The organism is Nocardioides sp. Iso805N (genome assembly GCF_000364605.1).
GTDB lineage: Bacteria > Actinomycetota > Actinomycetes > Propionibacteriales > Nocardioidaceae > Nocardioides.
Genome location: NZ_KB822576.1, coordinates 228,663 through 240,715 on the forward strand (window position 1 = coordinate 228,663; position 12,053 = coordinate 240,715).

General features: G+C 70.4%; 16 protein-coding genes. 4 read left to right on the forward strand and 12 right to left on the reverse strand.

Annotated features, from left to right (window positions below):
• Positions 1-30: 30 nt before the first annotated feature.
• Positions 31-492 (forward strand): DUF3093 domain-containing protein, encoded by a 462-nt coding sequence (locus tag H036_RS0105380; RefSeq protein WP_017933754.1) that lies wholly within the window; start codon positions 31-33, stop codon positions 490-492.
• Positions 493-507: 15 nt separating this feature from the next.
• Here the strand turns inward: H036_RS0105380 and H036_RS0105385 are convergent, their stop codons facing one another.
• Both H036_RS0105385 and H036_RS0105390 read right to left on the reverse strand, forming a co-directional pair.
• Positions 508-1,353, reverse strand: coding sequence for an ABC transporter ATP-binding protein (locus H036_RS0105385; protein ID WP_017933755.1), 846 nt, complete (start codon positions 1,351-1,353; stop codon positions 508-510).
• Positions 1,350-2,039, reverse strand: a complete 690-nt coding sequence (locus H036_RS0105390; RefSeq protein ID WP_017933756.1) for a FadR/GntR family transcriptional regulator — start codon at positions 2,037-2,039, stop codon at positions 1,350-1,352. Before H036_RS0105390 ends, H036_RS0105385 begins: the two co-directional genes overlap by 4 nt.
• Before the next feature lie 113 nt (positions 2,040-2,152).
• Here H036_RS0105390 and H036_RS0105395 point away from each other — a divergent pair, with 113 nt between their 5' ends.
• Positions 2,153-2,461 carry a DUF4235 domain-containing protein gene (locus H036_RS0105395; protein WP_017933757.1) on the forward strand — a complete coding sequence of 103 codons (309 nt, stop codon included), beginning with the start codon at positions 2,153-2,155 and terminating at the stop codon, positions 2,459-2,461.
• A 96-nt stretch (positions 2,462-2,557) separates the two neighbouring features.
• Here the strand turns inward: H036_RS0105395 and H036_RS0105400 are convergent, their stop codons facing one another.
• From H036_RS0105400 to H036_RS0105410, 3 genes are all read right to left on the reverse strand, one after another.
• On the reverse strand, positions 2,558-2,848 hold the full coding sequence (locus H036_RS0105400; RefSeq protein ID WP_017933758.1) for a DUF4193 domain-containing protein: 291 nt from the start codon (positions 2,846-2,848) through the stop codon (positions 2,558-2,560).
• A gap of 245 nt (positions 2,849-3,093) precedes the next feature.
• Positions 3,094-3,933 (reverse strand): inositol monophosphatase family protein, encoded by an 840-nt coding sequence (locus tag H036_RS0105405; protein WP_017933759.1) that lies wholly within the window; start codon positions 3,931-3,933, stop codon positions 3,094-3,096.
• Positions 3,930-5,042: a ferrochelatase gene (locus H036_RS0105410; RefSeq protein WP_017933760.1), complete on the reverse strand. Its 1,113-nt coding sequence runs from the start codon at positions 5,040-5,042 to the stop codon at positions 3,930-3,932. Before H036_RS0105410 ends, H036_RS0105405 begins: the two co-directional genes overlap by 4 nt.
• 38 nt (positions 5,043-5,080) lie before the next feature.
• Between H036_RS0105410 and H036_RS0105415 the strand changes: the two genes are divergently transcribed.
• Entirely contained in the window at positions 5,081-6,382 is a 1,302-nt protein-coding gene (locus H036_RS0105415) for a D-arabinono-1,4-lactone oxidase (protein WP_036487500.1), read from the forward strand.
• A gap of 95 nt (positions 6,383-6,477) precedes the next feature.
• Here H036_RS0105415 and H036_RS0105420 read toward each other — a convergent pair whose 3' ends face one another.
• Entirely contained in the window at positions 6,478-7,113 is a 636-nt protein-coding gene (locus H036_RS0105420) for a trimeric intracellular cation channel family protein (RefSeq protein WP_017933762.1), read from the reverse strand.
• Positions 7,114-7,210: 97 nt separating this feature from the next.
• On the opposite strand from H036_RS0105420, the gene sepH reads away from it, so the two are divergent.
• On the forward strand, positions 7,211-8,302 hold the full coding sequence (sepH, locus tag H036_RS0105425; protein WP_017933763.1) for a septation protein SepH: 1,092 nt from the start codon (positions 7,211-7,213) through the stop codon (positions 8,300-8,302).
• A 34-nt stretch (positions 8,303-8,336) separates the two neighbouring features.
• Here the strand turns inward: sepH and H036_RS0105430 are convergent, their stop codons facing one another.
• The 6 genes from H036_RS0105430 to H036_RS24235 all read right to left on the reverse strand — a co-directional run bounded on the left by H036_RS0105430 (position 8,337) and on the right by H036_RS24235 (position 12,040).
• Positions 8,337-8,825 (reverse strand): hypothetical protein, encoded by a 489-nt coding sequence (locus H036_RS0105430; protein WP_017933764.1) that lies wholly within the window; start codon positions 8,823-8,825, stop codon positions 8,337-8,339.
• A 104-nt stretch (positions 8,826-8,929) separates the two neighbouring features.
• Complete coding sequence (locus H036_RS21930) at positions 8,930-9,562, reverse strand: TNT domain-containing protein (RefSeq protein ID WP_017933765.1); 633 nt, start codon at positions 9,560-9,562, stop codon at positions 8,930-8,932.
• Entirely contained in the window at positions 9,559-9,927 is a 369-nt protein-coding gene (locus H036_RS25265; protein WP_017933766.1) for a hypothetical protein, read from the reverse strand. The genes H036_RS21930 and H036_RS25265 overlap by 4 nt, the downstream gene beginning before the upstream one ends.
• The gene (locus H036_RS24230; protein WP_017933767.1) at positions 9,924-11,414 is read right to left on the reverse strand and encodes a TNT domain-containing protein; all 1,491 of its coding nucleotides are present in this window, start codon (positions 11,412-11,414) and stop codon (positions 9,924-9,926) included. Before H036_RS24230 ends, H036_RS25265 begins: the two co-directional genes overlap by 4 nt.
• Positions 11,414-11,710, reverse strand: coding sequence for a WXG100 family type VII secretion target (locus H036_RS0105450; protein WP_017933768.1), 297 nt, complete (start codon positions 11,708-11,710; stop codon positions 11,414-11,416). The genes H036_RS24230 and H036_RS0105450 overlap by 1 nt, the downstream gene beginning before the upstream one ends.
• A 9-nt stretch (positions 11,711-11,719) precedes the next feature.
• Positions 11,720-12,040: a WXG100 family type VII secretion target gene (locus H036_RS24235; RefSeq protein WP_017933769.1), complete on the reverse strand. Its 321-nt coding sequence runs from the start codon at positions 12,038-12,040 to the stop codon at positions 11,720-11,722.
• Positions 12,041-12,053 lie beyond the last annotated feature (13 nt).

The window sequence follows — 12,053 nt, forward strand, 5'->3', positions numbered from 1 at the left end:
GGCGAGGGCGGGATGAAAAACTCTCCCCTCGTGAGCATCCCTGGATACGACGAGCGCCTGAGCGTGCCGCTGCGCTGGTGGGTCCAGGGCATCATGTTCGAGGCCACGCTAGCGCTGGCCATGATCGTCTCGATGCCGTTCGCGCTCGCGTGCGGCCTGACCGCGGCGATCCTCGTGCTACTGGTGCTGGCCTTCTACGCCTACGGGGCGAGCCGGATCGTGGTCTCGGACGGGACGCTTCGTGCCGGTCGGGCCCGGATCGAGGCGCGCTACCTCGGCGCCGTCGAGCCACTCGACCCGGAGGCTGCCCGCCGGATCGCCGGCGTGGAGGCCGACGCGCGCGCCTACCTGCTGCTGCGGCCCTACCTGAGCCGAGCCGTCAAGGTGGAGATCGACGACCCGGCCGACCCGGCGCCGTACTGGCTGATCTGCACCCGCCACCCCAACCGGTTGGCTGCGGCGATCGAGGCGCTCTCCGCCGGCTCGCGCTGACCGGTCGCTGAGCCCTCAGGCCGCGCCGGTCTCCTCGTCACCGACGTCAGGTACGCCGGAGGTGTCGCGGTCCTCGCGCCATTCCGAGCGTGCGCTCCAGCGGCCGCGCTCCCGCTCGACTCGGATCGGGTGCTCGAATGCCTGACTGATCGTGCGGGTGTTGACCGCCCCGGATACTGGGCCGGAAGCGACCGTGCGGCCGTGCGAGATCACCAGGGCGTGACTCGTGCTGACCGGCAGCTCCTCGAGGTGGTGGGTGACCAGCACCGAGGCGAGGCCCGGCTCGGAGCGGGCGAGCGCCCCGATGGTCTCCAGCAGCTGCTCACGGGCGGCGACGTCCAGGCCTGTGGTCGGCTCGTCCAGGAGCAGCAGTCGCGGCCGGGAGACGAGGGCGCGCGCGATCAGGGTCCGGCCGCGCTCGCCCTGCGACATGGTCATCCAGGAGGCGTTCACGCGCCCGGCGAGTCCGACATCTGCGAGCAGCGAGCGAGCCAGCTCCTGCTGCTCCGCGCTCGGCGCCCAGCGCAGCGGCTGCTCGACCGTGCCGGTGAGGCCGGTGAGGACCACCTCGACGGCGGTGAGCGGTGAGCGCAGCGCGTGCCGCGGGTTCACGTGCCCGATCACCCGGCGCAGCTCCTGCAGGTCCACCCGGCCGAGCCGGCGCCCGAGCACGTCGACGGTGCCCGAGGTGGGATGGGACTGCGCGCCACAGAAGCCGAGGATCGTGCTCTTCCCGGCGCCATTGGGTCCGAGCAGCGCCCAGTGCTCGCCGGCCCGCACCGTCAGATCGATGCCGTGCAGGATCTGGTTGCCCTGGCGGCGGAAGGTGACCTTGCGCAGCTCGAGGACGGGGTGACTCATCGAAGACTCTCCTTCATGGACAGCAGGTGGGCGCGGCTCAGCTCGGCGGCGGCGTCGGCGTCGCGGGCCGCGATCGCCTCGAACAACAGGACGTGGGCGGTGTGGTCGGCCGGGTCGAGGTGGTCGTCGCGGTCGCGTGCCGGATTCGGCCGCAACCGCAGCATCTCCACCATCGCCTGGCGCAGCCGCGGCACGAAGCCGTCGAAGAGCTCGATCAGAATCGCGTTGTGCGCCGCACTGACGATGCTGCGGTGGAAGGCGGTATCGGAGTCGACGTGATGCTCGAGAGACGGACTGGGCGCTCCGCGGGTGTCCAGGGCGCGACGGATCGCGCGCAGCTCGGCCGGCGTACGCCGCCGTGCAGCCAGCGCCGCGGCCTCGGACTCGATCGCGACCCTGGCCTCGATCACCGAGACGATGTCGACCCGGCGCAGCACCGCGTCCCAGTCCTCCGGCACGTCCAGCGCTGTCACGAAGACCCCGGCGCCCTGACGTGAGGTCAGCACCCCTCGCCCGGCGAGCTGTCGGATCGCTTCGCGCACCGTCGAGCGACCCACCCCCAGCTGCACGGCCAGGGTGGTCTCACCTGGCAGGCGCTCGCCCAGCTGCCACTCCCCGGCCCGCACGCGACCGAGCAGAAGCTCTGCGGCCTGCTCGGCCAGCGGCTCGCGCCGTACGATCACCATCGAGCGCTCCCCTCCGCAACTTGTCTGAGGACCGAGCCTAACCAATCGTCCGGGAAAGCTGACAGCGGACAGCGGTCGGTATCGGGCCACCGTGGATGCCCTAGGGTGAGGCCATGGGGAAGAAGAAGTCGGCCGTCGCGCCCAACTCCAAGGCCTGGTCCGCCATGGCCCTGCTCTCCGGCCTGGTCGCCGCCCGGGGCGCCAGCGTGCTGCTCAACAAGTTCTGGAAGTCGAGCACCAAGCGCAACCCGCCGATCAACCCCGCCGATCCCGATGTCGAGCTCTGGGAGGCCGTCGCCTGGTCGGCCCTGACCGGTGCGACGGTGGCGATGATCAAGATGTTCGCGCAGCGCCGGGCCGCCCACTACTACGTGAAGTCCACCGGGCACCTGCCGCCGCAGCTCGCCGAGGACGGCCGATAAGGTCGAGCTCGCCGCGCGCTCACGGCGTTCTCGTGACAGCGAAATGACGTAGGGCCCCACCTCGGTGGGGCCCAGTGTCGTTGGTGGCGCTATGCCTCAGGCACAGTCCTTGCAGATCATCCGCTTCGCGTCTGCCAGCTGGCTGCGGTGGTGCACCAGGAAGCAGCTCATGCAGGTGAACTCGTCCTCCTGCTTCGGCTTCACCTCGACGGCAAGCTCCTCGTGCGACAGATCGGCGCCCGGGAGCTCGAAGGACTCAGCGGCCTCCGCCTCGTCCTCGTCGACCTTGCCGGAGTTCTTGTCGTGACGGCGCGCCTTGAGCTCTTCGATGCTCTCCTCGGACTGCTCTTCCTCGTTCTTCCGCGGTGCGTCGTAGTCAGTCGCCATGCGTCACTCCCCTTCGTGGTCCTACCCAGCATCGTCTGCCCGGCCAGCTGTCCCCATCGGCCCCAGTGAGGCCGTGATTGTGCCCTATGGGTGCCGGTTCATGCACGCTGGTACCGGGATCGACGCGTGAACATCTGGTGACGCACCGCTATTCCCCTCTCAGGGGGAAGGACTCGGGTTCCGCACACGCTGTCGTCGGACCCGTCCGAGCGGCCGACGGTACGCCGAGAACGCCGCCGGGGCCATCACTCCTCAGCGAAGTAGCCCGACCCCAGAGCGGCGGCCCGCAGCTCGTCGAACCCGTGCTCCGGCGCGACCAAGAGCAGTCGTCCTCCGCCCAGGCCGGTGGCAACCTCGAGCCGGGCGCCGGCGCCCTCGGCGATCAGACCGGCGGCGGCGTGGTCCCACAGGTGCACGCCCTCTTCCAGGTAGCCGTCGAAGATGCCCTGAGCGACATCGCAGACGTCCAAGGCGCATGATCCGGCCCGGCGGATGTCCCGCACCTGCGGCAGCAGCCGCACCAGGCACTGTGCCTGGAGCCGGCGCAGGGCGGCGGCGTACCCGAAGCCGGTGGCGATCAGGCGCTTGCCGAGGGGAGCCGGCTCAGCCACGCCGATCGGCTTGCCGTCACGGCGGGAGACGATCGCCCCGTCCGCGTCGCGGTAGCCGGTGAACTCGATCCGGCGCGGTACGTCGATGACCACGCCGGCGACGACGCTGCGCTCACCGTCGGGACCCTCCCGCTCGGCCGCGATCGAGACGGCGTAGCGCGGGACGCCGTAGAGGAAGTTGACGGTGCCGTCGATCGGGTCGACGATCCAGCGCACCCCGGAGCTGCCCTCGACGTCGTCGCCCTCCTCGCCGAGGAACGCGTCGTCGGGCCGCTTGGCCGCCACGATGCGGCGGATCAGGTCCTCGCTGGCCCGGTCGGCCTCGGTGACCACGTCGGTGTCGGTGGACTTGGTCGCCGCCACCTCGACGGTGCGGGCGGCGCGCTCACGGACCAGGTCGGCGGCAGCACGGGCGGCCTCCTGGGCCAGCGCGAGCAGCTCGGTGCCGGACGGGTTGCTGGATGCGGCGCTCATGCGGGGTCTCCGATCCCGGTCAGGGTCGGCTTCTCCGCGCGCTGGTTGGCGCAGCAACCCACCGGGCAGCGGTCCCACAGCGCACCGATGTCGCCGAGCGCGGTGCGGGCAACGGCCTCGCCGCGTTCGACTGCGGCCCGCTCCAGCAGCAAGTCGCGCACCGCCGCCACGAACCGCGGGTCGTTCCCCGCCGTGGCGCTGCGCGCCGCCGGCAGACCGAGTCGTTCGCAGGTGGCCAGAGCCTCGGTGTCCAGGTCGTAGACGACCTCCATGTGGTCGGAGACGAAGCCGACCGGACACAGCACCACCGCCGGGACGCCATCAGCAGCCAGCTCCTCGAGCCGGTCGTTGATGTCAGGCTCCAGCCACGGGATGTGGGGGGCACCGGAGCGCGAGCAGAAGGCCAGCTCGTGCTGATGGGCGGTCCCCGTCTCCGCCGCGACCCGATCGATGACCACGCGTGCCACGTCGAGGTGCTGGGCGACGTACGCGCCTCCACCCTGGTCCGGCGGTCCGGACGCGACGTTCATCGCGGTCGGGATGGAGTGGGTGACGAAGACGACTCGCGCCCGGTCGCGCACCTGCTCGGGCAGCGTCTGCAGCGCCTCGAGGACGCCGTCGACGACGGGCTCGGTGAAGCCCGGGTGGTTGAAGTAGTGCCGCAGCTTGTCCAGCACGATCCCGCCGCCGATGGCCTCGCGGGCCTCGAACAGGTTCTCCCGGTACTGGCGGCAGGAGGAGTAGGACGCGTACGCGCTGGTGGTGAAGACCGCCGCCCGGCGTACGCCATCCCTCTTCATCAGCGCCATCGCGTCGGTCAGGTAGGGATCCCAGTTGCGGTTGCCCCAGTAGACCGGGATGTCGATGCCGTGCTCGGCCAGGTCGGCGCGCAGAGCCTCGAGGAAGCCTCGGTTCTGGTCGTTGATCGGCGAGCGACCGCCGCGATCGAAGTAGTGCTTCCCGACCTCCTCGAGCCGTTCGCGCGGGATACCGCGGCCGCGGGTGACGTTCTCCAGGAACGGCACCACGTCCTCCGGCTTCTCGGGGCCGCCGAAGGAAACGAAGAGCACAGCGTCATACGGGCTGGGGTCGCACGGCGAGACGTCCATGCCGCTCATCGTATTTGGCTACCGCTAACCTGCGGCACATGGGCTGGAGCAACTGGTCAGGACTTGAGCACGCCACACCGTCACGGGTGGTCACACCGACGTCGGTCGATGAGGTGGTGGCGGAGGTCGTCGCGGCTCGCACGGGCGGCACGACGCTGAAGGCCGCGGGCACCGGTCACAGCTTCACCGCGATCGCCTCGCCGGGCCATGGCGTGCACCTGCTCCCCGGCGGCATGACCGGGATCCTCGCCGTGGATCGCGAGGCGCTGACCGTCACGGCACGCGCCGGGATGCAGCTCAAGGCGTTCAACGCCGCGCTGGAGCACCTCGGCCTCTCGCTGCACAACATGGGCGACATCGCCGAGCAGACCCTGTCGGGCGCTGTCTCCACCGGCACCCACGGCACGGGCGGCGTCGCCTCGGGGCTGGCCGCCCAGCTGGCCGGATTCACCCTGGTCACGGGGACCGGCGAGGTGCTCCCCTGCAGCGCCACCGAGAATCCGGAGGTCTTCGAGCTGGGCCGCGTCGGCCTGGGCGCCCTCGGCGTGCTGGTGGACGTGACGTTCCGGGTGGAGCCGCTGTTCGCGCTGGAGGCGACCGAGCAGCCGATGTCGTGGACGGAGTTCCACGGCTCGTTCGACGCGATGGCCCAGCAGGCCAACCACGTCGACGCCTACTGGTTCCCGCACACCGATCGGCTGCTGACCAAGCAGAACAGTCGACTCGCCTCGCTCGATGAGATCGAGCCGCTCCCCCGCGCCAGGGCGTGGTTCGACGACGACTTCCTGCAGAACACCGCCTTCGGCGCCCTCACCGCCGCAGCCAACCTCGCCCCCGGCGTGATCCCGCGGATGAACCGGATGAACGCCTCGCTCCTCTCGGCACGCACCTACTCCGACATCTCCCACCGCGTCTTCACCACCGAGCGTCGGGTCGTCTTCCGCGAGATGGAGTACGCCGTCCCGCGCGCCGACGGGCTGGAGGTGCTGCGCGAGTGCCGGCGCGTCATCGACGCCTCCGACCTGCGGATCTCGTTCCCGGTCGAGCTGCGGGTCGCGCCCGCCGACGACGTACCGCTGTCGACCGCGTCCGAGCGCGACTCGTTCTACCTGGCGTTCCACACCCACAAGGCGGCCGAGCACCGCGCCTACTTCGGGCTGGTGGAGCCGATCCTCAAGGCGGCCGACGGCCGGCCGCACTGGGGCAAGGTGCACACCCGGAGCGCCGCGGATCTGGCGCCGGCCTACCCGCGCTTCGGGGAGTTCGTGGCGCTGCGCGACCGGCTGGACCCGGACCGCGTCTTCGCCAACGACTACCTGCGGCGCGTGCTGGGGGCCTGAGCCACTCGCCGGTCGCCGAGCCACCGTCCGCCGAGCTTGTCGAGGCGCCTCGCCGAGCTCGGCGGGCGAACTCTGCGGGCGTGCTCGGCCAACGGTCAGACCGACGCCGGACCCTGCGGCATCGGCGCCTGCCAGTTGCGCCAGATCGCCAGCAGCCGCCAGATCGCCACGACGAGCGCACCGACCGCCGTGGGTGCGGCGTCGTGCAACCCCATCTTGAGACCGAGCACCGCGACCGCGGATCCGGCCAGCGCGGGGATCGCGTAGAGGACCCCGGGCTTGAGCACCAGCGGCACCCGCCCGGCCAGGATGTCGCGCAGCATGCCGCCGCCGATGCCGGTGACCATGCCGAGCAGGGTCGCCGGCAGGAAACCGAGGCCGAAGTCGACCGCCTTGAGCGCTCCGGCAGGCGCGAACAGCGCCAGGCCGAGTGCATCGACCACCAGCATCGAGCGCTCCATCTTGCCCAGCGTGGGGTGGAACCAGAACGTCAGCAGACCGGCCACGACCGGCGCCATCAGGTAGCGCCAGTCGTTCAGCGCGGCGGGCGGGGTCGCACCGATCAGGACGTCGCGCATGAATCCGCCACCCAGGCCGGTGCAGGAGGCCAGCACCACGACGCCGAAGACGTCCAACTCCTTGCGCACCGCCACCAGCGCCCCTGAGATGCCGAAGATGAAGATGCCCAACAGGTCGAGGACCACGAGGGTGGTGGAGTGCTCAGGTGCCACGGCGTCATGGTTCCAGCACGGGCGTCGTAGAAAGGCGCAGGCACGCCGGTGTGCCACGTCGGATCGCCGTACCCGGTGCCGTAGGCTGACTCGCATCATGCCGGCTGAAGAACTGCCCCTGACGCCTCCGGCCTCCCAGCCGGAGCTGGACGCGGATACGCGTCCGGTCGCTGTCACGCTCGCTTCAGTCACCCGCGACGGGCGGCGCGCCATCCTGGTCGATGAGCAGGGTCGCGAGTTCACCCTCGAGCTCGACCCGAGCCTGCGTCCCGCCGCACCCCAGGAGCAGTCCCGCCGAACGGAGGTCCCGATGGAAAGCGCCCTGCGCCCCCGCGACATCCAGGCTCGGATCCGCGCGGGAGAGAGCCCCGAGCAGGTCGCCGAGGCGGCCCGCAGCACGGTCGAGAAGATCATGCCCTTCGCCGCACCGGTCCTCGCCGAGCGCGAGCACACCGCACAGCGCGCGCAGAAGGCATCCGTACGCCGCCGACCCGGCGAAGCGTCAGCTGTCCGCACACTCGGCGATGCCGTCGCCGCACACCTGCGCGGCTTCGAGCTGGAGCCCGACGCGATCGCCGGTGCGGTCACATGGGACTCCTACCGCCGCCACGACGGTCGCTGGAAGCTGATCGGCGCCTACGAGTTGCCGGCTCGTGCCGGCACCGCCGAGCTGACCTTCGACATCCCGGGGAACTACGTCTCGCTGGACAACGACGACGCCCGCTGGCTTGTCGGCGAGCAGATCGCCGAGGCGCCGGCGCCGGCAGTGCGCGACGACCTCGAGGCGGCGCGTCTGCGTCGGCTGCAGCCGGTCGAGGCGTTCGAGCCCGCGCCGATCGAGCCGATGCATGAGATCGAGCCGGCCGCCCCGGCAGAGCCCGCTGCACACGTCGAGGAGGTCAGTGCGACCGAGCCGACGGTGGAAACGCCGCTGATCGACATGCCGGTCGAGGCCTACCTGTTCGACACCCCGTCGAGCAAGCCCAGTGCGCCCGCACCGAAGTCCGACGAGCCGACCGAGCCGCAGCCCGCGGCCGAGCCAGTCGCGGAGACCCTCTCGGAGCAGCCCGAAGCCGAGTCGGCTCCCACGGAGACGACCGAGGCGCCGGTGCGGCGTACGAAGCGCAAGGGTCGGGCGTCTGTCCCCAGCTGGGACGAGATCATGTTCGGCGGCGGCCCCACCAAGTAGGGCGGTGCTCGGCGCCGACGGCGCTGCGTGAGCGTCAGCTCAAGCCGCCGACGAACTTGCCCGGGGTGACACCGGCGAGCGCAGGCTTGGCGCGTGCTTCCGCAATGTTCTGTCGCACCTGAGCCCTCAGTTCCTCGAGGGTGAAGGACGGCGGCGCCGACTTATCGACGTCGGGATCCAACTCCTCGACGGTGGCCACCTCGAGGCCATCCACGTCGAAGCGCTCGATCGGGAGGAACATGCTGCCCGGACGGAACACGATCTCCCGCTCGGCGGGATGGCGGCTCAGGCTCGTCAGCTCGCGGCCGCGGTTCCCGATGATCGCGTAGACGCCCGGCGTGGTGAAGCCGCCGGTCGCGACGCGCGGGTCCTTGGACGTCGCCACCAGGACGGTGCTGACGCTGGCCCGCTGGGGACGAGACGGCAGCTGTTCGACGAATCCGCGGTAGCTCAGTCCCCGGTAGGGCGGAAGCTTGTCGAGGGCCGCGAGCAGCGTCTCCGCCTGCTCCTCCATCTGACTCATCGAGGCTCCTAGAGGTAGATGTCCCAGCACCCTTCGGGTTTCACACCCTGCTCACCACAGTTGCCGTTCCCGCGCAATCCCTGGCGACGTGCGCAGTCGCGGCTTCAGTCGACGACCTCGACCAGATGTCCCTGGTCGATGTACCAACGAATCGGTCGACCCAACACGACCATCGCGCCGCTTCCTGGCTGGGCGAACCATGGGGCGGCGAGGCCCTCCTGGGCCTCGGGAAGCGGGGAGAGCACCAGATAGCGGTGGTAGGGAGCATCCACGTCGGTCGGCGGCTGCGAACGCTCGGCGAAGGGCGTGCCCAGGGCGTAGAGATGGTGCGTCGTCTCGGCGCCGAAGGTGTCAAGCGCCTCACCGGCGGCGACAGCCGCAGGACCAGCTGCTCCTTCACGAGCACTCGTGCGCTGCCTGATGCCTTCGGCGGTGACCTCGCCGCGACGCTCCAGCGCGTCGACCTGCGCCGTCGGCAGGGTCCGCGGCCGCGTCAGGACGAGCCGCGAGACGATCACCGCGGCGCCGTCGAGGTCCGCTGCGGTCCCGTAGGTCGCGAACCGTCCGCGAGCCACCGCGCCGACCACGAAGCCATCGCCGTACGGGACGACGGCCCAGACGCCCTCGGGCGGTGGCGGCGTGCCAGGGGTGGGAGGGTCGGTCAGGATCGCAGAGGTGAGGGGAACGCCGCTCGCTCGAAGCCGGTCTCCGAACGCCTCTTGCCGGCCTGCGGTCACTGCGCCCCGCCGTGTCGAGCGCGCAACCGTGCCAGGACGTCCTGCGCTCGGTGTTGCATCCGCTGGGCATCCCGAGCGTCCTCGTCGGCCCCGCGCGCGGGCGGCACCGGCTGCAGGAGCACGCGTGCCAGCTCCTGGACCGCCGCCATCTCGCTGGGAAATGCCTCGATGTGGTCATCATTCTCGCCACGGCCGAACGTCACGATCTCCGCGCGTCCGTCCGGGAGCGTCCGGATGGCACTGGATCCCTCGGCGCGGGAAAGGCCTCGGTCACCGACGCGCCCGACGTTCTCGGGATGGCGACGAGCCCGGGCGAGCGCATCCTTGAGGTCCTCGACCGTTCGGATCGCTGATAGCTCACTCATCTGACCACCTTCAGGTATCCGTGGTCGACGTACCACTGGATCGGCTTGTCGAACTTGTACTGGACCCCACCGCCGGGCTGCTCGAACCACGGCGCGATCTCGCCTTGGGTGACGTCCGAGGGCAACGGTTTCTCCACACGGTACTGGTGGTAGGGCTGGCTCGCGCTGTCCGGCGGGATCGCGCGCTGGTCGTACGGCGTCGCGTCGGGTGAAGCGTATCTTCCGCGCGGCTCGCCGAACCTGTCGATCGTGTCACCGGGGCTCAGCGCGTTGGGCTCCAGCATCGGTTCACCATCCGAACCGACCTTGAAGCCCTCCTCCGGCGGGTAGTCCCAGCCACCCGTCCCGTCCCGGGCCGCCGGATCCCAGTACTTCTCGTAGAACTCCTTCTCCGTCAGTCCACCGAAGGGCTCGAAGTCGCCGAAGAGCTTCGACGCCGGCCCGAAGCGCGGTACGGCGACACCGTCGATCGTCTTCGGCAGCGCCTCCCCCGCTGATTCCAGTGCCTTGACCAGCTTCGCGTTGACGAACTTCCCGAGTTTGAGCACGAGCTCACCAAGCGACTTGATCGCCGTCTCGACGGCGACCTTGACCGTGCGGGCCAGCTCGATGAGCTCGTTGAGGATCCGGATCACCTTCGAGGCGGCATTGGCGATCTCCGCGCCCTCGGCGGCCTGCGCGGCGGCCTCGCTGATGCCGACGGTGACGACGCTGAGGATGCCCCCTGCAGCCTCGATGGCGACGGTCCACTCCAGGAAGCTGACCAGCTCGTCCTGGATCTCCTGATGCTTGTCATCCACGTGCTGGGCATAGTCGTTGCAGGCATTGCCCACCGCGACGTACATCGCGCCCAAGTCGCTGAGATGCGTGGCCAGGTCCGCGCAGGCGCCGTGCACGTCCTCCATCTCCGGGGATGTGATCGCGTAGAGGGCCGAGTCGGCCGCGTACACGTCGTACTGCGTGTTCGCGATCGCCGTGCCCGCCGCGTTCCAGGCGGCACCCGCCTTGCGGAGCCGTCCGGTGTCGGCATCGGGCCACAGCAGCCCGCCGACGTGGCTCGCGATCCAGTGCCACCAGTCCGGCTGGTCGCCGGTGCCGCCGGCCGCCGACGGCGGTGCGGGCGGGCTCAGGCTCATCGTCCCGTGATCGGGGTCCGTGTCGCCGCTGGCGGCGGCCGGCATGCCCGGATACATCATCGCGCCGTGCTCGGCACCGTCGTGGTTGGCCAGCGAGCCGTTGAGCAGATTGGCCACGTTGGCCAGGGCGTCGCCCATCGTGCAGCCCGCCTGCACGAGCTGCGCCGCCGCCGGGTCGTACTGCTGGGCCCACTCCGTCCCACCGGTGTCGCTGCCAGCCATGGCGCCGCAGCCGTAGAGCACGTCGGTGAGCTGGTCGACGGCATTCACCACCGCGCGGTTGGCACCGGCGAGCTCACCGACGGCGTCGACATAGGAGGTGCTGTCGACGTCGATCACCGCGTAGTTCATCAGCGCACCTGTCGCCAGATCGCAACGTTGGCCGCGGCCGCTCCACTGTAGGAGCTGTGCGCCTTGCGGGCGGCCGCGTGCAACTCGACGACGGCGGCGTGCATCTCCTTGGCCCCCGCCGCGATCCGCCGGTGGACCTCGGACTGCGCATCGGCGGCGTCGCCCAGCCAGTCCTTTTGCAGTGCCGAGATCGCCGTTTCGAGATCGCCGAGCTGGGTGGCGAAGGTGGCGCCGAAGGCATCCAGACTCCTCACCACGCTGTCGAGCTCGGCAAGGTCGACCTTGAATCTCGTCATCGTCGGCCCCTAGCCAAGCCGGTCCGAGAGCCGCTGGTGCAACGTCCGGGCCGCGTCGGCGCGGTCCTGGTCGGTGCCGCTCAGCTCGGACCGGGTCAGCGCGATCGCAGCACTCTCCAGTCCCAGCCCGGACAGGACGTCGGACATGCCCTGGCACCACTGCGCCCACGCCGTGCGGAACTGGTCGGCGGCCTCCCCCGACCAGCGGGCGTCGAGCAGATCCTCGACCTGCGTCGTGAGCTTCGCGTGCTCGTCGAGGAGTCCATCGCGGATCTGACCGACCTGTTGACTGGCCTGGTCGAGAGCGGCCAACTCGGCCTGGAGGGTCATGGGGGCGGTCCTT